The following is a 19,665-nucleotide window of genomic DNA, read 5'->3' as shown; positions in this document are numbered from 1 at the left end:
GTTTCTCCTCTACTTCGAAGCTTCGTGGTCGACGACCTGGTGGGTGAGGTCGGCCAGTTGGGGGTACGACTCGCAATACCGGTCGACGTAGAACTGGTACTCCTCGTGACGCTCAAGGTCCGGCTCCAACCGTTCGACCTCGTGCACCATGTGATCGGACGCGTCCTGGATGTCGCGGTAGATCCCAGCGCCGACGGCGGCCAGCATGCACGTGCCAAGGACCACAGCGTCGCCGACCTCCGTGAGGGTGACCGGCACGCCGGTCACGTCCGCGTGCATCTGCATCCACTCCCGCGAGTTCGTGGCCCCGCCGCACGCGACGATCTCCGACACCTCGAATCCCTGGCTCTTCATGGCCCGAAGGTTGTGCGCCGTGCCGTAACACACCGACTCCTGGATGGCGTGGTAGAAGTGGGCCGGTGTGTGGTGCAGGGAGAGTCCCCACACGATCCCGCGTGCCTTCGAGTCCGTGTACGGGGTGCGGTTGCCCTGGAAGTACTCATTGATGATGAGCCCGTCAGAGCCAATAGGGATGTCGCGGGACTTGCGGTTGAGGATGTCGTAGGCGTTGAGACCGCTGGTCTCCGCGGCGGCGACCACGTCCTTTGCGAAGTTGTCCTTGAACCACTTCAACACAGAGCCGGTGGAGACCTGACCTCCTTCGACCGTGTATTGGCCCTTGATGACCCCATCGGTGTAGGCGCCGAAGAAGCCGGCCCCGTGGATCTCGGTGTCTGTCTGGCCGGTCAGCACATGGGACGATCCGGTGATCAGCGCCATCTTGCCCGGCGTCACCACGCCCAAGCCGATCTGGCCGGCCCAGGCGTCCGCCGGACCTTGCGCGACGGGGATCCCGGGCACGAGGCCGAGCGCCGAGGCGGCTGCGGGGGTGAGGCCTCCGACCGGAGTGCCGAGGTCAAGCACGCGATCCGGAATCTTGTCGAAGACATCCCCGCATCCGATGGTGTCGTAGAAGTCCTCAGGCCATCCGTTGTGAGCGCGGTTGTGGTACATGCGCAGGGCTGCGGAGTTGATGTTGACGCTCCACTCGCCTGTCAACTTGTGCGTGACCCAATCGGGTGCGTCTACCAAGCGGTGGGCCGCCCGGTAGATCTCCGGCTCGTTCTCCTTGATCCAGGCTGCCTTGAACGGGTACCACTCTGCGGTGGCCGGGGCTGTGCCCGCCCCGTTGTATAGACGGGCCACGGAGTCGGACAACTCTGCGCGGGCTGCCTGCTCAGTAGCGCGGACGTCCATCCACATGATCGCGGGCCGCAGCGCATCTCCGCGGGCGTCTATCGCCACCACGGTCATGGTGGTGGCGTCACAGGAGATGCCCGCGATGGATGCGGCCGGGATCCCGGAGTTGGCGAGCGCCTTTCGGGAGGATGCCTGAAGGGCCTCCCACCAGACATCGGGGTGCTGCTCAGCCCATCCCGGGCGGGGATGGTGGGTTCGGTAGGCGGTCGCGGCGAACGTCACGGGCCGCCCCGCCAGGTCGAAGATGGCGACCCGGCAGCTTTCGGTGCCGAAGTCGATACCCATCAGGTAGGGGCCGTCAGTGCTCATGGTCAAGAACCTTCCTCGTTGAGTGTTCAGGGTCAGTTGTGGTCGTTGTCCTCAGTCCACCCGAGCTCATCCCAGAGTTGGGCTGGAATGAGTCGGTCGATGCGGTCCAGGACGTAGGTGGGTCGTGTCGTCAAGGGGAGTGCCGCGACATCGTCGGCCGTGGCCTCTCCCGTCAGTACAAGGGCTGAGGGCATGCCGGCATCAAGGGCCATCTGGATGTCGGTGCCGAGTCGGTCGCCCACCATCACGGCGTCGGACAGGTCGACTCGCAGCCCGGCCATCGCCTCGTGCAGCATGATGGGCGACGGCTTGCCGAGGCTGACGGCGCATGTCACCCCGGTGCAGGCCTCGATGGCCGCCGTGATCGCGGCGCAATCGGGCTCCCCGCGTCCCTCGGGAAACGGACAGTACCGATCGGGGTTTGTCTGGATGAGGAAGGCGCGTTTGTGGTACCAGATGGCGTCGAACGCGATCTGGAGCTTGCGGTAGTCGAACGATCGATCGTAGGAGGCGATCACGATGTCGATCTCGGCTGGGTCTTCACTCAGCCGAAATCCCGCCTCCAACAGCGCTGCCCTCAGCGGCTCCTCACCGATACAGAAGAGAACGGCGAAGGGATGGTTCTCGGTCAACCAGCGGACCGTGGTGATCACCGTGTTGGCGATATCCTCGAGGGGTGTCTGGAGCCCGAGCCGGGCAAGCTTGCGCTGGTATTGCGTCGGGTCCTTCGTCGGATTGTTCGAGAGGAAACGAACCGGGATGCTTCGTCGACGTAGCTCACGGATCATCCGTGCGGCACCTGGCAGCAGGTGATCGCCGAGATAGATGGTCCCGTCGAGATCGAAGATGTAGGCACCCTTCAATGTCGTCGGAGTGGTGACACCTGTTGGCACTTCGGCCATGACTCTTTCCCCGTTCCGCTCAGCTGAAGATGCTGGCGAGCGTCAGCACGATCGTCGTGGAGACCCAGATCGCCATGGCGGGAGGGTCAATGTGGGTCGTGCCACGGACGTGCACGAGATTGGATTGGAACTCGGCGAGAAACGCCGACAGCATGCCGAACAGCGCTGCGACAAGCAGTGCGGCCACGGCAATCCAGCTGAGGCTCTCGCCCCACTCACCCCACTCGAATCCGGCACCGGCGAGGATGGGCATGAACCTCACTGCGGCGAGGCCACCGATGATGGTGATGTGGTGCTGTACCGGCATCTCGTGTCCCAGGATCAGAAACAGGATCACCACTGCCGAGAATCCGAAGGCGAAGGTGTGGGCCCATGCCTCTGCGCCGGGGAAGAACGTGGCCAGGGCGATGGACGAGCCCCCGCCCAGGATGCCGAAGAAGGCTCCGATCGTCAGGTACTGCGAGGGACGCTGCTGCCATTTCAGCCAGAAGTGCTCGTCGTTGGAGGCGATCCTTCCCCACAGGCCGGACGCGGTCCGGTTCATGCCTTCGGGGTTCACCAGGCTGCCGCCGCCGAAGATGAGACGAGCCGTGACGGCCGACACGACGACGGTCAATGCGACCGAGTCCGTGTGGGTGCCGAACCATGGCAGCTTGGAGATGCCGATCTGGGTGAGGTAGCCCAGAAGGCCGAAGGCCGCCCCCACCAGGAGCACGCTGGGTCGACCCAGGCGGGCAAGCGGTTCGGAGACGTCCCGGCCGTTGGCGTATCCGCGCTTGTGCGCGAAGGCCGCTGCGGCGACGCCACCGGCAAATGCGATGTGCGGACCCATGAATGGCCCGAAGGCGAGGAAGTCAAAGCCTGCGCCAGAACCCGTGGCGGCGAACAGGCCCCATGCGACGAAGACGCAGATACCAGTAACGGCGAACGCGTAGTTGGCCCCGATGGCCGCGCCGGCGAAACCTCCGGCGAGGGCGACCACCAGTCCGAGGAGGAAGACCCCCAGAGTTGCAGTGAACATCGTTGTTCTCCTAGAAGACCTGAAGTGACGTGGTGGACGAGGGTCAGGGGGCGGGCGGCTCGTAGGAGCACAGGGCGTCGACCTTGTCGGCAGAGGCCGATGTGGGGTCGAACTGGTAGCCGAGGAATTCGTTCGCCAGCCGCAGCGCCAGCTGCTCGCCGATGACGCGTTGCCCCAGGCAGAGGACCTGCCCGTTGTTGGAGAGCACTAGACGCTCCACAGAGAATGAATCGTGCGCAGTACTGGCGCGCACCCCGGGAACCTTGTTGGCAGCCATGGCGACACCCATGCCGGTCCCGCAGACGAAGATGCCCCGGTCGGCTTCACCATTGGCGATCTTCCTCGCCCCGGCCACGCCGAGATGGGGGTACGCCGTCGGGTCGGTATCGGCATTCACGCCTACGTCGATGACCTCATCGACGCGCGGGTCGTTGTGCAACATGTCTTTGATGGCGTCCTTGTAGGAGACGCCCGCCTGGTCGGCGGCCAGCACCACTCGCAGTCCCATAATCCAGCTCCTCAATCCCGCAGCTGCTCTGCCGCGTCTTTGAGAAGAGTATCACCAAAGATGATAGAAATACCACCTCGCGTGGTAAAACTTTCACAAGTGGTGTGAAGTGTGGGTTCAGCCCGCCTATGGGCTCGCGATCGTGACCTGAGCCCCCCACTCCGTAAGCCGTTGAAGGTCGGTGGGCTCGATTCCGGGGTCCACGATCACGTGGTCGAACTCGTCCAGGCGCGCGAACGTGTGCAGCGCCTTTCGCTGCAGCTTGGTGTGGTCGAGCGCCAACACTTTCGTCCGGGCCGACCGCATCATCGCCTTCTTCACCTGGACGACTGACTCGTAGGGATGGAAGCATCGGCCGTCGGATATCCCGGAGGCGGACAGCACGCAGAAGTCGACGTCGAGACCCGCAAGGGTGGAGATCGCTGTTGGGCCCAGGAGTGCGTCCGCCCAGCCCTCGTATGTGCCGCCTGTGACGAAGAGGTGCAGGTCCTGGGTCTGAGCGGCCTCGCGGGCCACCAACAGCGAGTTGGTGATCACCGTCATCGGGGCGGACCTGGCCAACTCCCGGATCACATAGACCCCGCTGGTTGAGTCATCGAGTGCCACCGAACTGCCAGTGGGGATGAGCTCCGCGACGCGTCGGGCAATCTTCGCCTTGCTCTCCGGCTCCTGGTCGAGCCTGAACACGGCGCTGGCCTCCTGCAGCCCGCTGGCGGCCGCCGAGACCTGGCCTCGATGCAGCTGCAACAACCCGGCCTCCTCGAGGGCCCGAACGTCGCGATAGGCGGTCATCGTGCTGACCCCGGTGTGTTTGACGATGTCGTCAATCGTGACCGATCCGTGCTTGATCACAAGCTCGGCGATCACGAGGTGACGGGCACGTTGTGGCGCGGAGCCCGGCTGCTTTGCTCTGCTGTCATCGACCATGGTGGGGCACTCCTGCGTAGGCACGCCTCGTGTGTATTGGGCAGTTGCACCCTACTCCGGGTGGCACGATGGTGACCGTGCCTAAGGACGTTGCCGAACTCATCGCGTTGTTCGACCTGCAGACCACCGGCGAGAACCGGTTCCGCGGGCCGCACCCCACCACGTTGCTGCAACGGCTCTTCGGCGGGCAGGTGCTGGGGCAGACGCTGGTGGCTGCCGCGCACACCGTGCCGCCGGACCGGCTCGTGCACTCCCTGAACGCCTACTTCCTACGCCCAGGGGCCATCGACCAGCCCCTGGACTTCGAGGTGGAGGTGATGCGCGACGGCAGCACCTTCAGCAACCGGCGCGTGGTGACACGCCAGGGGGATTCGGTGATCTTCCAGATGACGGCCTCGTTCCAGAAGCCCGAGGAGGGCCTCAGCCATTCGGCGTCCCCGCCAGGCGACGTCGGCGTTCCGGAGTCCTGCCCCTCGCTGCACGAGGTGCTGGAGCGGCGGTTCGGTGCCAGCGTGCGGCTGGTCTCCGAGTGGGACGCCCTCGACGTGCGGCTCGCGGCCAGGCCGGACCTTGTGGAGGGGGGAGGCAACATGAAGGCGTGGATCCGGACGAAGGAGCCGATGCCTGATGACCCGCTCCTGCACGCGGCCGTTCTGGCCTACCTGTCCGACATCACGCTCCTGAGCGTGTCGACGGTGCCGCACGCCGTGGAGTTCCTGTCACCCTCGATGCAGGCCGCCTCGATCGACCACGCGATGTGGTTCCACCGCCCGGTGCGGGTCGACGAGTGGCTCCTCTACGACATGACCTCTCCGTCGGCGTCCCACGCACGCGGCTTCGCGATGGGGCGGTTGTTCCAGGACGGCCAGGCGGTGGCGTCCTGCGCCCAGGAAGGGCTCATCCGGGTCCTCTCCTGAGCCCGGACGAACCGTGGCCCGCACCCCGGGGGAGGGGGCACGGGCCACGGCGTCTGGAGGAACCAGGTGGGCAGGGTCAGGCAGCGAGTCCCTGGCCTGCGCGCAGGGTGGCCAGCGCCTGCCGCTCGATCTGGCGGACCCGCTCGGCGGTGATGCCCCAGTGGACGCCGATGTCGGCGAGCTTGGCCTGGCGGCCGTCGAGGAGCCCGTAGCGGCGGCGCACCACGTCCTGGGACCGCTCGTCGAGGCTGGAGAGCATGCCCTCGAGCCGCGCCCGGTCCTCGGCGTCCAAGACCATCTCGTCCGGGCCTGGCGAGGTCTCGCGGGCGATCAGATCTCCCAGAGCCGTGTCGCCGTCGGCCTCGACGGGGGCGTCGAGGGAGACGTGATCCCGCGAGTAGCGGATCAGGTCCACGATCTTGGACTCCTCGAGACCCAGCTCGTCGGCGATCTCGGCCAGTTCCGGCTCGCGGCCCAACTGGCGCTCCAGGTTGCGGCGCACCGCGGAGACCTGGTTGACCTGCTCGGCCACATGGACGGGAAGCCGCACGATACGGCCCTGCTGGGCGATGCCCCGCGAAATGGCTTGGCGCACCCACCACGTGGCGTAGGTGGAGAACTTGAAGCCCTTGGCGTAGTCGAACTTCTCCACCGCCCGGATCAGGCCGGTGTTCCCCTCCTGGACAAGATCCAGCATGGGCATCTGGGAGCGCCCGTACTTGCGGGCGACGGAGACCACGAGCCGCAGGTTGGCCTGGATGAAGCGCTGCATGGCGCGCTCGCCGAGCACGGCGAGCTCCTGGAGCTCGTCGTCGGTGGCCTCCACCTCGGAGGCGGCGAAGCCGTCGAGGATCTGCTGGGCGTAGAGCCCCGCCTCGATCTCGCGGGCCAGCTCTACTTCCTCGAGGGCGTTGAGCAGGGGGGTCTTGGCGATGGCGTCGAGGTAGAGGCCCACCGCATCCTTGCCGTCGATGCCGTCGTTGGTTCGTGTACGCGCAGTCGTGATCATATCTCTGGTTACCTTTCGCACAGTCGTCACCCGGAACAACGCGCGAGAGGCCCCGAGGGTTCCCGCGCCGGGTAGTCGAACGAAGAACTGCGACCTGGGTCTGACCCGCGGGGGCCCGGACCCTGACCAGGGACGGGGGTTTCCCTGGTCGATCCGTTTGAGTGGCCGGTTTTCGCGTGCAAGAATGGAGCGCGTCACCCTTGACCAAAGCGGGGCGACGCACGCGCTGAAATCCCTAGTGGCCCGCGAGAGGACCAATGTGACCCAGGACGCTGAAGGAACCGGCAAGCCTACCCGCACACGCAGGCCCGCCGAAAGCGCGACGTCCGCAGTTCCGGCCACCCCTCGTCGCACACGGGCCGCTGCCAAGCCGGCCACCGCGGGCCAGGCCGCACCCAAGACCGCTACTCGCCGCGGGAGAACCGCGAAGGCCGAGGAGCCCACCATCGCCCAGGCCTCCACTGGTGAGGTCGAGGTCCAGTTCAAGCGCGAGGGGGAGGACGTGGTTCTCACGGTCGGCGGCAAGAAGCGTTCCCTCGACGAGGTGGACGACTCGTCGTTCAACGAAGCCAGCGAGGCGCCGCTCGTCAAGGAACTCGTCGAGGAGGAGGGCTTCGCGCTCTCTGATTCCGACGACGCCGACGAGCCCGAACAGCAGGTCGTGTCCGCGGGCGCCACGGCTGACCCCGTCAAGGACTACCTCAAGCAGATCGGCAAGGTGGCGCTCCTCAACGCCGTCGAGGAGGTGGAGCTCGCCAAGCGCATCGAGGCCGGCCTCTTCGCCGACGAGCGTCTGCACTCCGCCGAGACGAAGGTCAGCCCCGGAGACGTCGAAGACCTGGAATGGATCGCCGAAGACGGGCGCCGCGCCAAGAATCACCTCCTCGAGGCCAACCTCCGCCTCGTCGTCTCCCTCGCCAAGCGCTACACCGGCCGCGGGATGCTGTTCCTGGATCTCATCCAGGAGGGCAACCTCGGCCTCATCCGTGCGGTCGAGAAGTTCGATTACACCAAGGGCTACAAGTTCTCCACCTACGCCACCTGGTGGATCAAGCAGGCCATCACCCGCGCCATGGCGGACCAGGCCCGCACCATCCGCATCCCGGTGCACATGGTTGAGGTCATCAACAAGCTGGCGCGCGTGCAGCGGCAGATGCTGCAGGACCTCGGCCGCGAACCCACCCCCGAAGAGCTCGCCGTCGAGCTGGACATGACGCCCGAGAAGGTCGTCGAGGTGCAGAAGTACGGCCGCGAACCCATCTCGCTGCACACGCCCCTGGGCGAGGACGGGGACTCGGAGTTCGGCGACCTCATCGAGGACTCCGAGGCCGTGGTGCCCGCAGACGCGGTCAACTTCACGCTGCTCCAGGAGCAGCTCAACGACGTGCTGGACACGCTCAGCGAGCGGGAAGCCGGGGTGGTCTCGATGCGCTTCGGGCTGACCGACGGTCAGCCGAAGACCCTCGACGAGATCGGCAAGGTCTACGGCGTCACGCGCGAGCGCATCCGCCAGATCGAATCCAAGACCATGTCGAAGCTGCGCCACCCGTCGCGCTCGCAGGTCCTCCGCGACTACCTGGACTGAGCCGCCAGCTCCACGAAGTTGCGCAGCATGCCGTGCACGGCGTGGGTGATCGTCGAGGACTCGGCGAACGCCACCAACTGCTCGGTGTCGGCCGGGTCGAAGTACCCCGCGTCGCGGTAGATGCGGATCCGGGCGGCAAGGCCGGCCGAATCCAGCTCCGGATGGAACTGGGTGGCATAGACCCGCCGCCCGATCCGGAACGCCTGGATCGGGCACGCCGCGCCAGTGGCGAGCACGGTGGATCCCGCAGCCGGGACCCGGCAACCCTCCTTGTGCGCGGTGAACGCATGAAAGGAGTGGGGGACGCCCTCGAAGAGGGGATCCTCGCGGCCGTGGGCGGTGAGTGTCGCGGTGACCACGCCCACGTCCTCGCCGACGCTGCGGTCCACCACGCCGCCCAGCTGCGCGGTGATCGCCCCGACGCCGTAGCAGAGGCCGAGGAACGGGAAGTCCCGCTCCACCACCTCGGCAATGACGCGGCTGAGGTCTGCTTCGACGCGCTGCTGCAGCGGTGACTTGTCGGTGTCGCTGGCGTTGTAGGGTCCACCGCCGAGGAACACCCCCGAGAACTCGTCCAGCCGCGGCGGCGCCATCGGGGCTTCCTCCACGCGGATCTGGAGCAGTTGGTCATCCCGGAGGCCGGCGAGGCGAGCGATGGCCTCCCACTCGCCCAGGGCGGCGTCGTCCTCCGGGCGGGTGCTGAGCAGCAGGAAGGGCTTCATGTGGGCTCCTTGAATGAGGGAGCGCCGGCGCGTAGCTCCTCTATGACCGCCCGGGTCACGGCCACAGGGTCGCCGCCGTTGGCCGCGGCGACCCGGCGCTGGCGCAGGTAGCTCGGGCCGAGACGGACCAGGTCAGCCACGTGGGCGAGGTTCTCGGCGCAACCCAGCTGGTCCGCGATCGGGGTCAGCTCCTCCACCCAGCGCAGGATGCCGTCGCTGATGTGGATGAGGTATTCATCCTTGCGGGGCGTGATGATGTCTGCCGCAAGGCCGTACCGGGCCGCGCGCCACTTGTTCTCGCGCATGAACCAGAACGGCAGGCGGTCGATGGGCTCGCCCGAGGCTATGGCCCGGGACATGCGCTCCACCAGGCACTGGTTGAAGGCGGTCAGCGCGCCGAGCTCCATCAGGGTGGGCACCGAGTCCATCGTGCGGTTCTCGACAGTGCCCCAGGTGGAGGGCCGCACGTCCCACCTGATTTCAGAGGGGTTCTGGATGAGGCCCACACCCTCGAGCTGCGAGGCGTACCGCTCCAACTCCTCCCAGTCGCTCATGTGGTAAGGAAGGCCGTTGGTGGGCAGCTGCTGGAAGACCATCGTGCGCTGGGACGCGAACCTGGTGTCCTCGCCGATCCAGAACGGCGACGAGGCGGACAGCGCGATGAAGTAGGGTGCGAACCGTGCCATGCCGTAGACGATGGGCAGCGCCTTGGCCCGCTGGTCGATGCCGGTGTGGATGTGGAGCCCGTTGATGGCCATCTGCCGGCCCCACCACGCGTTGCGCTCGGTCACCCGCCGGTACTGGGCCTTGTCTCCGGGCAGCTGTCGAGTGGGATCGCCGAACGGATGCGCACCCGCGCCCAGGAGCGTCAGCCCCTTCGGCTCCAGCAGCTCCAGCGCGAAGTCCAGGTGCTGGCGCATCTCACGCACCGCTGAGGGCACGGTCTCGTGCACTCCCGAGACCAGCTCGATCATGCTCGTGAGGTACTCGGAGCGGATCGGCCCGTCGACCGCGTCCTCGACCTTGGACAGCACCACATCAGCGGCCGGCACCTGCTCCATCGTGTGCGCGTCGACGACGGCGAGCTCCCATTCGATGCCGATCGTCGACTGCTTGGACTGCCCGAACTTGATCCTCATTGAGCCCCTCCTCGCTGCAGGCGCTGGTTGCAGCGACAGTCAGAGCCCCAAGTCTGACACCTCGGGCCCCCTCGCGGCGGGCGGTGTGCGGGGATCTGGACAGCAGGCCAGTTGCATTAGGCTGGCCACCGAGGAAAGAGGTGCCCACCATGAAGCTGTTCGATCGTGTCGAACTTGCCCCCGCTGACCCCATTCTCGGACTCACCGAGGCCTTCGTCGCCGATCAGCGCCCGGAGAAGGTCAACCTCGGGGTGGGTGTCTACCTCGACGAGACGGGCAAGATTCCGCTACTGGAGTGCGTGCGCACAGCCGAGCAGCGGATCGCGGCAGAGTCCAAGCCGAAGGGGTACCTGGGGATCGACGGGATGCCCGCGTACCGCGAGGCCGTCAGGTCGCTGGTGTTCGGCCCAGGGGCTGAGGCCGTGGCTGAGGGGCGCATCGCCACCGCGCAGACCCTGGGCGGGACGGGCGCGTTGAAGGTGGGCGCGGATCTCCTCAAGCAGATCGAGCCGTCGGCCACCGTCCTGATCTCCAACCCCAGCTGGGAGAACCATCGCGCCCTCTTCACGCGCGCCGGGTTCAGGGTGGACTCCTACCGCTACTACGAGGAGGCCCTGCACGGCATCGACTTCGACGGCATGCTGAACGATCTGCGCCTGGCGGACCCCGGCACCGTCGTGTTGCTCCACGCGTGCTGCCACAACCCCACCGGATACGACCTCTCAGCGGAGCAGTGGGACCAGGTCATCGAGGTGCTGCGCGAGCGAAACCTGATGCCCTTCCTGGACATGGCGTACCAGGGCTTCGGCTTCGGCATCGAGGAGGACGGCGCCGTCGTCGCCAAGTTCGTGGCCTCGGGGTTGGAGTTCTTCCTCGCCACGTCCTTCTCGAAGTCGTTCAGCCTGTACGGAGAGCGGATCGGATCGCTGTCGGTGATCACGTCCTCGCCGGACACGGCCCGAAGGGTCCTGTCCCAGCTGAAGATCTGCATCCGCACCAACTACTCCAACCCGGCCACCCACGGCGCCGCGTTGGTCACCACCGTGCTGGAGGATCCGGAGCTGCGGCGCGGGTGGGAGCACGAGCTGGCCGGGATGCGGGACCGCATCAAGCAACTGCGGCGCGGACTGGTGGGCGCGCTCGAGGCGCGCGGCGTCAACGACATGGGGTTCATCGCGGCCCAGCTCGGCATGTTCAGCTACTCGGGCCTGACCAAGCCCCAGATGGTTGCCCTGCGCTCCGAGTACGGGATCTACGGCACCGACGCCGGGCGCATGTGCGTGGCCGCGCTCAACGACGGCAACCTCGCCTACGTTGCCGACGCCATCGCGGCGGTGCGCACCTCCGGGCGCTGATCGGTCCAGGCGGGTCAGAGTCGGGCCAGCCCGCTGGCCCGCCGCACCGGGGTGGCGATCGCCTCCTCGAGGCGTTCCCAACTGCCGTAGAGGCGGACCCGTCCCCGCGCCCTGGTGACCGCCGTGTAGAGCAGCTCGCGGGTCAGCAGGGCGGAGCCCGACGGCGGGATCACCACCGACACCGTGCCGAACTGGCTGCCCTGAGACTTGTGGATGGTCATCGCGTGCAGGTCCGCCGCGTCGTCCAGCAGGGCCGGCGCCACCCACAGCGGCCCGTCCGGCCGGTCCACCACGGCCACGAGGTCGCCGTCGGCTCCCTGGAGCACCACCGCCGTGTCGCCGTTGTGGTAGAGGTCCGTGTTGCGCTGGATGAGCAACGGTTGCCCCCCGTAGGGCCTGCCGTCGAAGCCGTAGTCCGGCAGCTGGGTGGCGAGCCACGCCCGGGCGGAGCGCGCCCAGTGCCCCACGCCGAACGGGCCCTCGCGATGTCCACACAGGACCCGGTGGGTGCCGAGCGCCGTGAGTGCGCCCACCGCCTCGCCTCGGACGGCCGCGGCCACCACACCGGAGGCGGTGGCCAGCACGTCCTCGCGCACGGTGGGCAGGGAGACGGGGTCCGCCGTGCCGTCGAAGCCGATCAGCTCGATGCTGTGGGACTCCTGGATCACCTGACGGGCAGCCGCGGGGTCGCCGGCGAGAATGGCCTCCGCGAGGCGGTTGATCTCCTGGTTGGAGCGGAAATTCGTGCGCAGGCGGGCGATGTGGCCGCCGGGCTCTGTCACCAGCGTGCCGGCCTGTTCGATGTCTGCCAGGACAGCCCCGGCCTCAACCGAGCGCAGCTGGTGCGGATCCCCCAGCAGGATCAGGCGCGTCTCGGGGGCCAGTGCCGCCACCAGGTGCCCCATCAGCTCCAGCGACACCATCGAGGTCTCGTCGACCACCACCACGTCGAACGGCAGTGGGCTGGCCGGCCCGTACTCGAGATGCATGGAGCGGGGCCGCGCCCCGAGGAGTTTGTGCAGTGTGCCGCCCCAGAGGCGCAGGCTGCCCGTGAGCCGCTCCGCGACGGCCGACTGCAGCCTGGCCGCAGCCTTGCCGGTGGGGGCTGCCAGGGCCACCCGCGGATCTGAGGGGGCGAGCGAGTCCAGGATCCTGGCCACGATGCTGGTCTTGCCGGTGCCGGGCCCGCCGGTGATCACAGTGGTGCCGTGGGAGAGGGCGGCCGCGACGGCCGCCTCCTGGTACTCATCGGGGGTTTCGCCGGCCGCCGCCGCAACTGCGGCACAGGGGACCGCGGGGGCCTCCGTCGAGCTCCGCAGCCTCAGCGCCCGCGACAATCGACGCTCCTGCTTCCAGTACCGGTCCAGGTAGAGGAGGGAGCCGTCCAGCCGGAACGGGCGCGTCTCGGCTTCCGGGACCCCGACGGCGGGGGAGGCCGCCACGCGGGTGACCCACCCGCCCGGTTCGGGCCAGGCCAGCACGGGGAGATCCCCAGGGGTGGCCTGACCGTCGAGGTCTGCCTCGGGGAGCAGGGCGAGCGATGCCGTGGACAGATCCACGCACACCGACCCCAGCCGCAGCTCGCGCGCGGCCATCGCGAAGGCCAGCTGCACCTCGGGGTCGGTCTCGCCGGCCAGCGTCGCGAGCCGGCGCGCCAGATGGAAGTCGATGGGTTTGAGCATGCCGGCGGCGCAGAAGCTGGCGAGCAGGCCGGTGGCCGCGACGGGAACCTCATGCATGAGTGCCTCCCAGCAGCTCCGAGGCGGCCACCACCAGGTCCGCCGACGGTCGCCACGCCATCACGCCGCAGGCCGTGCCGTCCACCACAGGGGTGGTCGGGCCGGCCATGCCACGTACGAACAGGTAGCCGACGCCGCCCAGGTGTCGCTCAGGGGTGTAGCCCGGAAGGCGGGTGGACAGGTAGCGGTGCAACGCCACGCAGTAGAGGATGGCCTGCAGCGGGTAGTGGGCCTGCATCATCGCCTCCGCCATCGCCGGGGCCACGTAGTGGCCCACCGTCACCTCGGCCTCGCCGGCGGGGGCGAGTCTGTTGGTCTTGTAGTCAACCACCAGGAAACGGCCGTCGGCGAGCTGGAGGACGGCGTCGATGGAGCCGGTGAGGAACCCGTTGAGCACGGAGTCCGCGGCGTCTGATGAGCGCAGGCGCTGCGGATACTCCGCCAGGGGGTCCGCGTTCGGAAGATGGACCGCCATGAGGTCCGCGAGCATGCGCAGCGTGGCGGGCGCGCCCCGGTCTGCCAGCGGAAGATCGAAGTCCAGCTCGGGGAGCCGTTGATCGGTGGGGATGTTTGCCAGCGCTGCGGCGCTCAGCGGCAGGAGCGGGGTGCGGCACACCGCCACCAAAGCGGCGCTGAGCGTGTTCTGCAGCCCCGGGTCCAGGGCGTGCTGCGGGCCGAGCTCCGCCACGACGGCGGCGGCAGAGGACTCCAGGGACTCCGGCCCCCAGTCCAGGCGTTCCAGGGCCTCGTGCGTCAGAGTGCCGAACGCGGCACCAGCTGGGAGCCCGTTCATGGGCGAGGGGGCGGCGAGCGTCTGCCCCGCGGGGGTGGGCAGCGCGACATCGACCACAGCAGCCTCATCCATCAGGACGTGCGCCGCCGCCTGCTCGTGGAGCCCCTGGGTCAGCCCCGAGTAGGACGTGCGCCGCCAGGTGGTGTCGATGTCGCGCTCGAGCACCGCAAGCTCCAAGGGAGGCGCAGAGCGCGGTGCCGGCGGGGATGACCGGGGCGTCTCCGGCAGTAGATCCATGTCGGTGCGGGACACCGCGGTGCCCGTCACTGCCCCGCGGCGCCGTCGTTCCCAGGCCCGCAGCAGAGTGCCCAGGGGCCCGCCCCGCTGTTTCCCGGAGGTCTCGACATGCCAGGCGACGCAGAAGTGCTGCGCCCTGGTGAAGCCGACGTAGAGGAGTCGTAGCTCCTCCGTCAGGCTCTGGTCGTCCAGGGTCCGCGCCAGGGGGTCGTCGAAGCGGGGCACCGGGCCGACGTAGAGATGACGGCGGCCCTCGTGCACGAGCGTGAACGGCTTGGACCGGCTCGCCTTCACCCCGTCGGTCTCCGGCAGGAGAACGATGGGGAACTCGAGGCCCTTCGCGGCGTGGATGGTCATCACACGCACGGCTTCCTCATCGGAGGCCACCCGAATCGCGTCCCCCGAGTCCTCATCGGCGGCCCGCTCGTCCAATACCGCCAGGAGGCCACTGAGCGACGTCGCGCCCTCCGCATCGAGTAGTTCGGCCACGTGGAGCAGGTCAGTCAACTCGCGTTCGCCGTCCGGCTCGGCCAGGAGACGCCCGTCGAGACCCTCCGCTGTGCGCAGGTGGCCCAGCACCGACGAGATGCCACCCTCGGCGAACCGTAGGCCGAGCGTGCGCACCAGGGTGGAGACGCGGGCCGGCTCTGAGGAAGCCGGGTCCAGCAGCGCACCCAGGCGCGAGCCGATGAGCGCGGTCAGGGCAGCCAGCCGGATCGTGGCCTGGGCCGGATCCGACATGGCGGTGAGGAGTGCTGCCCAGTCGCGGGCCGCGGGCTGGGTCCAGACTGACTGGCTCCCGGTCAACACGGCCGGGATCCCGGCATTCTCCAGCACGGCGCGAAGTTCGCGGGCGCGTGCCCCGCGGCGCACGAGGATGGCTATGTCGGAGTACCTGACCCGGGGCTCCGCCCGCCTCGTGAACTCCGCTCGGGAGATCAGGTTCCGCACCGTGACGACCAGATCCTGGTCGATGGCTGCCCCGGGGGAGTGCGTCTCGAGTTGCCGCGGGGTGGCGGTGCGTAGCCAGAGGCGGTGCGGTCCGGGCACCTGGAGCCGGGGTTGGGTCTCATGCGCGCTCACGAGGCCGACGGCGACCGACTCATGACCCAGGCTGACCCCTTCGAACAGCTCGAGGACGCCGTCGACGAGCGCCTTGTCGCTGCGGCGGTTGACCGCCAGGCTGTGCACGTCCGCCGCCTCCTTGGCATCGAGATAGCTCTGCAGGTCGGCACCGCGGAAGGCGTAGATGGACTGTTTGGGGTCCCCGATGAGGATGGTGGCGCGGCCATCGCTGACGAACGCCTGCTCGACGATGGCCCACTGCTCTGGATCCGTGTCCTGGAACTCGTCGATCAGCACCACGCTGAACCTGCGCCTCAACTCCGCGACGACGGCCTGCCCGCTGCCCTCCGCGCGGGTCAGCCGCAGAAGACGGGTGATGACGTCGTTGTAGGTGCACACGCCCTCGGCGGTCTTGCGCTCGTCGTACAGCCCGCGGACGGCCTGGGCGAAGTGGTGGTGGGGGCCCTCGGGGGGGAGCAGGTCCAGAGTGGTGGTGCAGGCTGCCTCACCGATCCGCAGCGCAGCCTGGGGGAGCAGCGGGGGCTGCGGATCTGTGCGATGCAGCCGCAGGTAAGTGTCTGCCGCGCACTGTCGCACGAGGTCCATCGGGTCTGCGCCCACCTCTTCGGCCGGGTCCCAGTCCCCGAGTATGCCGAGCTCGTGCAGCATCGCCTGACAGAAGGAGTGGGTGGTGAGGATGGTCAGTTCGTTGAACCGCGCGACTGCATCCGCGAGACGGGAGCGGTGCAGCGCGACATCCCAGGAGGCCAGGTGCGCGGCGACGGCGTCCATCGGGTCTGGGAGCCGGCCGCCAGCGAGGACCTCATCGAGGGCCCGCACGGTGCCGGTGAGGCGTTCGAACACGCGGGAGCGCAGCTCGCCGGTGGCGTGCCGGCCGAACGTGATGAGGAGCAGCTGCCCCGCGTCGAGTCCGTCCTCAGCGAGGTAGCGCGCCGCGAGAGCGGCGATGGCGTAGGTCTTGCCGGTCCCCGCGCTGGCCTCCAGCAAGGTGGTGCGCCGGGGGAGCGGCCCGGTGAGGTCGAAGGGTGATCCGCTCATGACTGTGTCCTCACGAGAGGGGTGTAGAGGGCGAGCGCCCATGAGGCGAAGGCCGAGGGGTGCGTGCCGGGATCCTGGGGCAGCGGGGGGTCCTTGAACAGCTCGGACACGTCTGAGTCGAAGAAGAGGGTCCAGGACGGCCCCGGCCAGCTCCACTTCTTGTGGTAGCTGCGGAACGGCCCGGCCCATTCGGCGTCTTTGAGCGCGCCCTGGTGGACGTCCCGGGCGTAGGCGAGCGCGGCGGCGGCCGGCACCGCCAGGAGCCGCTGCTGACCGAGGATGTAGGCACCGGTGATCACGCCGAGATGGGCGAGGGCCTCCTCCGGACCCGTCGGCGCGAAGTCCTGCGACCGCGGCTTCAGCTGCCCGAAGTCTCGCTCCAAGCGGTGCAGCCGCGCGGGGGCGGTGTGTCCGGCTGCAGCGAGGGCGAGCGACTCCAGCCAGGGCCGGATGACCTGTTCCTCGCCGGTGCTCGCGCTGACCGTGACCGCGGTCCCGCCGCGGGTGCGGACCTCGTCGACCAGACGCAGCGTGCCCAGACCGGGGGCGTCCACCGACAGGGAGATGGCGTGTTCGGTGAGCTCGGCGTCCCAGTCCTGCTGCGCGCAGGCCCACAGCGCGGCGGCATCGGTCCGGGCCGCTTCGAACGCGAGGCGACCGACCTCCAGCGGCGGGTGTAGCTCCCGCTGCCTGAGCTCCACTTCCACGGCCTCCCCGCTGAGGCCGGACTTCCAGGCGTCGAGGAGGTTGTTGACGATGCCCCACCGGTCCAGGCCGCGCGTCTCCAGCGGGATGTCGTCGGTCAGCTCCGGCGGCTGCCGGAAGTTGATCCCCGCCGCCGACTGGAGGAAGGCACGCGCCGGGTCGGCGAGGAAACGGGCGAGCTGGGTCAGGCTCACTTGGGCCGGGATGGCGCCGACGGGCCGGCTGCGGGCCTCAGCTCGCCGTCGCTCATGGCGCCGGGGCAGCGGCTGGCGGCGGCGCCGGGCCAACGCCCCGGCGTAGGCGGCTGAGTCGAAGCTGGGCTCGGTGACGAAGTTGCCGGCCGAGGTGGCGGTGGGCGGGTGCTGCCGCGGCTCCGGGGTGGTTCCCACCCGCTCCAGCAGCCAGTCGACGGCCACCGGCAGGGCGGACGGGCCGTTCGTGCGCTCCGACCGGGCCTGGCGAACGATGAGGAGGCGTTCGGCGGACCGGGCGTGGCTGAGCAGTTGCTCGCGTCGCTGTGCCCGCGGATCAGGCATGTCCTCCGCGAGGTCCAGGCAGTCCGCCGGGGCGCCCGCCCGGCCGGGGACGGCGTCGTCGGTGACGCCGAGCAGCGCCACCACCCTGAACTCGACGTGTGGCAACTCCCCGAGCGGCACCACCGCCAGTGACCCGTTCCCGGCCGCCGGACGCCGCCGGTAGCCGGCCGCGGCGTCCGCCAGCAGGAGCGAGAATTCGTGGCGCGTCAAGGTGGTGTCATCTGCCGCGTGGTTGGTTTCCAGCCTCGTCAGCGCCCGCGCGGCGGCGGTCAGCTGCCACTCCTCGGTGCGCGGGAGGCCCACCAACGAGTCCAAAGCGGCCCGGCAACGCGCCACCCAGCCGGGGATGGTGGCCGGAGCTGTGGTGCCTGCGACGAGGAGACGGAGGCGCGACACGATCTCGCAGAGGGACCCCACCGTGTCCATGTCTGAGGCGGTGACCACCTCCGTGCCGCTGAGACCCACGCCGGCGTCCTCTCCGGGCGCCACGGCGAGCCCGACGAGCAGGCGGTCCAGGCCGCGGATCCACGTGTTCTGGCTGACGTCGCCGAGCCCGAACTGCGCGCGGTGCGCCGCGTCCATACCCCACCGGACGCCGGCGCCGCCGATCAGCTCGACCATCGTGGCCCGGTCTGTCAGCCGCCAGCGATGGGCGATGGGCGGGCGGAGCAGCAGCTCGACCAGCCCGTTGGCGGTGGCGCGCGAGCCCCCCAACCGCATGAGGTCCACCAGGAGCAGGACCAGGGGATTGGGTGGGGTGAGGCCGACGGAGTGGACGCGCAGTGACCGTCCGGGATGGGACGCGCCCCGCACGCCGGGCGCGAAGGCGGCATCCAGCAGCGGGGCGAAACGCTCCGGCTGTGGACACACCACCACCACGTCCCGAGGCTCCAGCGTGGGATCCGCGGCGAACAACCGGGTGAGCTCGTCGCGCAGCACTTCCACCTGACGGGCCTCGCCGTGGGAATCGTGGAGCGCAACCAGAGGCGCAGGGGCTTCGTCACCGGGGAGTTGCAGCGTGCGGGTGGCAAGCGAGGCGGCCCAGTGAGCCCCGGGGGTACCGGCCTTCTGGATGAGCCGCACCTCCCGCCGCGAGGCCAGGGATTCGATGACGCGCAGCTCGGAGGCGCTCACGTGGTCGATGCCCACCAGCATCGTGGGCGTGGTGTCGCGACCCGCCGCGTCCCCGACTGCCGCCAGCACCGCGAGGGGATCCAGCTCCAGCCGGGCCACAGCCGCCCGCATCAGCTCAGGCTGCCATGCGGCCACCTCAGGCAGCTCGGCTCCGCCCGGACCCGTGGCACCGCCGTCGAGCCACGAGGCGACGAGCTCCGGCGCCAGCTCGACGTAGCTGCGCAGCAGCCGTGCGAGGCGGATGGCGGTGGCGCGCCGCCGGCCGGGGCGCCGGGCGTCTGCCTCGAGGGCCCCACGCAGCAGCGGATACCCGTCAGCCACTTCGTCGAGGGCCTTCTGGACCGCCAGGTCAAGCGGCGTGCCGAGCCACCTCCCGCGTTCGCGGTGAACCCCCGCGGCGTCGGCCAGCTGCCGGGTGAGATCCGCTGGCGTCAGGTAGTCGATGCCCGCGGAGATGCCCACTCGGGCCGCCACATCCTGGCCGACGAGGCGGCCCGTCTCATGGGTGGCCACGAGGACGCGCGCGGCGTCGAACGGGCCGAGCGCCAGACTGTGCAGCGTCTCGACGAGATGGTCCATCAGCGCACCCCACCGCGTGCCCAGCACCGCCGTCACCGACATCCTGAAGTCCCCCTCATCCACCTCGCCAGTCACCTTAGCTGGCCCCACCGACAAGACCGGATCGGTGCCTCGACGCCATCGATGAAGTGCGGTTTGTCGGCGGCGCCCGCCAGAATGGGGGG

General features: G+C 68.9%; 14 protein-coding genes. 3 read left to right on the top strand and 11 right to left on the bottom strand.

Annotated features, from left to right (window positions below):
* Positions 1 to 9: 9 nt before the first annotated feature.
* The 5 genes from ACX1D1_RS10810 to ACX1D1_RS10790 form a co-directional block, all read right to left on the bottom strand.
* Positions 10 to 1,569: an FGGY-family carbohydrate kinase gene (locus tag ACX1D1_RS10810; protein ID WP_459054558.1), complete on the bottom strand. Its 1,560-nt coding sequence runs from the start codon at positions 1,567 to 1,569 to the stop codon at positions 10 to 12.
* A gap of 32 nt (positions 1,570 to 1,601) precedes the next feature.
* Complete coding sequence (locus tag ACX1D1_RS10805) at positions 1,602 to 2,471, bottom strand: HAD-IIA family hydrolase (protein ID WP_459054557.1); 870 nt, start codon at positions 2,469 to 2,471, stop codon at positions 1,602 to 1,604.
* Positions 2,472 to 2,490: 19 nt separating this feature from the next.
* Positions 2,491 to 3,492, bottom strand: a complete 1,002-nt coding sequence (locus ACX1D1_RS10800) for a DUF7973 family transport facilitator (protein WP_459054556.1) — start codon at positions 3,490 to 3,492, stop codon at positions 2,491 to 2,493.
* A 43-nt stretch (positions 3,493 to 3,535) separates the two neighbouring features.
* Positions 3,536 to 4,000 (bottom strand): ribose-5-phosphate isomerase, encoded by a 465-nt coding sequence (locus ACX1D1_RS10795; protein ID WP_459054555.1) that lies wholly within the window; start codon positions 3,998 to 4,000, stop codon positions 3,536 to 3,538.
* Between the two features lie 126 nt (positions 4,001 to 4,126).
* On the bottom strand, positions 4,127 to 4,927 hold the full coding sequence (locus ACX1D1_RS10790) for a DeoR/GlpR family DNA-binding transcription regulator (protein WP_459056581.1): 801 nt from the start codon (positions 4,925 to 4,927) through the stop codon (positions 4,127 to 4,129).
* Between the two features lie 68 nt (positions 4,928 to 4,995).
* Here ACX1D1_RS10790 and ACX1D1_RS10785 point away from each other — a divergent pair, with 68 nt between their 5' ends.
* Positions 4,996 to 5,844: an acyl-CoA thioesterase gene (locus tag ACX1D1_RS10785; protein ID WP_459054554.1), complete on the top strand. Its 849-nt coding sequence runs from the start codon at positions 4,996 to 4,998 to the stop codon at positions 5,842 to 5,844.
* Positions 5,845 to 5,920: 76 nt separating this feature from the next.
* On the opposite strand, the gene ACX1D1_RS10780 is transcribed toward ACX1D1_RS10785, so the two are convergent.
* On the bottom strand, positions 5,921 to 6,853 hold the full coding sequence (locus ACX1D1_RS10780; protein WP_459054553.1) for a sigma-70 family RNA polymerase sigma factor: 933 nt from the start codon (positions 6,851 to 6,853) through the stop codon (positions 5,921 to 5,923).
* Between the two features lie 184 nt (positions 6,854 to 7,037).
* Here ACX1D1_RS10780 and ACX1D1_RS10775 point away from each other — a divergent pair, with 184 nt between their 5' ends.
* Positions 7,038 to 8,438: an RNA polymerase sigma factor gene (locus tag ACX1D1_RS10775; RefSeq protein WP_459054552.1), complete on the top strand. Its 1,401-nt coding sequence runs from the start codon at positions 7,038 to 7,040 to the stop codon at positions 8,436 to 8,438.
* Here the strand turns inward: ACX1D1_RS10775 and ACX1D1_RS10770 are convergent.
* Entirely contained in the window at positions 8,426 to 9,160 is a 735-nt protein-coding gene (locus ACX1D1_RS10770; RefSeq protein WP_182799801.1) for a glutamine amidotransferase, read from the bottom strand. The genes ACX1D1_RS10775 and ACX1D1_RS10770 overlap by 13 nt on opposite strands.
* Positions 9,157 to 10,299: a carboxylate-amine ligase gene (locus ACX1D1_RS10765; RefSeq protein ID WP_182784218.1), complete on the bottom strand. Its 1,143-nt coding sequence runs from the start codon at positions 10,297 to 10,299 to the stop codon at positions 9,157 to 9,159. The genes ACX1D1_RS10770 and ACX1D1_RS10765 overlap by 4 nt, the downstream gene beginning before the upstream one ends.
* 149 nt (positions 10,300 to 10,448) lie before the next feature.
* On the opposite strand from ACX1D1_RS10765, the gene ACX1D1_RS10760 reads away from it, so the two are divergent.
* Positions 10,449 to 11,654: an amino acid aminotransferase gene (locus tag ACX1D1_RS10760; RefSeq protein WP_459054551.1), complete on the top strand. Its 1,206-nt coding sequence runs from the start codon at positions 10,449 to 10,451 to the stop codon at positions 11,652 to 11,654.
* Positions 11,655 to 11,668: 14 nt separating this feature from the next.
* Here the strand turns inward: ACX1D1_RS10760 and recD are convergent, their stop codons facing one another.
* The 3 genes from recD to ACX1D1_RS10745 are packed head-to-tail and all read right to left on the bottom strand — an operon-like array spanning position 11,669 to position 19,564.
* Positions 11,669 to 13,393: an exodeoxyribonuclease V subunit alpha gene (recD, locus tag ACX1D1_RS10755; RefSeq protein ID WP_459054550.1), complete on the bottom strand. Its 1,725-nt coding sequence runs from the start codon at positions 13,391 to 13,393 to the stop codon at positions 11,669 to 11,671.
* A complete protein-coding gene (locus ACX1D1_RS10750; RefSeq protein WP_459054549.1) occupies positions 13,386 to 16,547 on the bottom strand; it encodes a UvrD-helicase domain-containing protein in 3,162 nt (1,053 codons plus the stop codon). The genes recD and ACX1D1_RS10750 overlap by 8 nt, the downstream gene beginning before the upstream one ends.
* Positions 16,544 to 19,564 (bottom strand): exodeoxyribonuclease V subunit gamma, encoded by a 3,021-nt coding sequence (locus tag ACX1D1_RS10745; RefSeq protein ID WP_459054548.1) that lies wholly within the window; start codon positions 19,562 to 19,564, stop codon positions 16,544 to 16,546. The genes ACX1D1_RS10750 and ACX1D1_RS10745 overlap by 4 nt, the downstream gene beginning before the upstream one ends.
* Positions 19,565 to 19,665: the final 101 nt, after the last annotated feature.

Source organism: Tessaracoccus luoxuelianae, assembly GCF_054483915.1.
This window is presented reverse-complemented; position numbering and strand designations above follow the sequence as displayed.

Coding starts and splice junctions, on each gene's coding strand:
- ACX1D1_RS10760 (WP_459054551.1), top strand. CDS start 10,449: ATGAAGCTGTTCGATCGTGTCGAACTTGCCCCCGCTGACCCCATTCTC.
- ACX1D1_RS10765 (WP_182784218.1), bottom strand. CDS start 10,299: ATGAGGATCAAGTTCGGGCAGTCCAAGCAGTCGACGATCGGCATCGAA.
- ACX1D1_RS10810 (WP_459054558.1), bottom strand. CDS start 1,569: ATGAGCACTGACGGCCCCTACCTGATGGGTATCGACTTCGGCACCGAA.
- ACX1D1_RS10775 (WP_459054552.1), top strand. CDS start 7,038: ATGGAGCGCGTCACCCTTGACCAAAGCGGGGCGACGCACGCGCTGAAA.
- ACX1D1_RS10800 (WP_459054556.1), bottom strand. CDS start 3,492: ATGTTCACTGCAACTCTGGGGGTCTTCCTCCTCGGACTGGTGGTCGCC.
- ACX1D1_RS10795 (WP_459054555.1), bottom strand. CDS start 4,000: ATGGGACTGCGAGTGGTGCTGGCCGCCGACCAGGCGGGCGTCTCCTAC.
- ACX1D1_RS10750 (WP_459054549.1), bottom strand. CDS start 16,547: ATGAGCGGATCACCCTTCGACCTCACCGGGCCGCTCCCCCGGCGCACC.
- ACX1D1_RS10770 (WP_182799801.1), bottom strand. CDS start 9,160: ATGAAGCCCTTCCTGCTGCTCAGCACCCGCCCGGAGGACGACGCCGCC.
- ACX1D1_RS10805 (WP_459054557.1), bottom strand. CDS start 2,471: ATGGCCGAAGTGCCAACAGGTGTCACCACTCCGACGACATTGAAGGGT.
- ACX1D1_RS10785 (WP_459054554.1), top strand. CDS start 4,996: ATGGTGACCGTGCCTAAGGACGTTGCCGAACTCATCGCGTTGTTCGAC.
- recD (WP_459054550.1), bottom strand. CDS start 13,393: ATGCATGAGGTTCCCGTCGCGGCCACCGGCCTGCTCGCCAGCTTCTGC.
- ACX1D1_RS10780 (WP_459054553.1), bottom strand. CDS start 6,853: ATGATCACGACTGCGCGTACACGAACCAACGACGGCATCGACGGCAAG.
- ACX1D1_RS10790 (WP_459056581.1), bottom strand. CDS start 4,927: ATGGTCGATGACAGCAGAGCAAAGCAGCCGGGCTCCGCGCCACAACGT.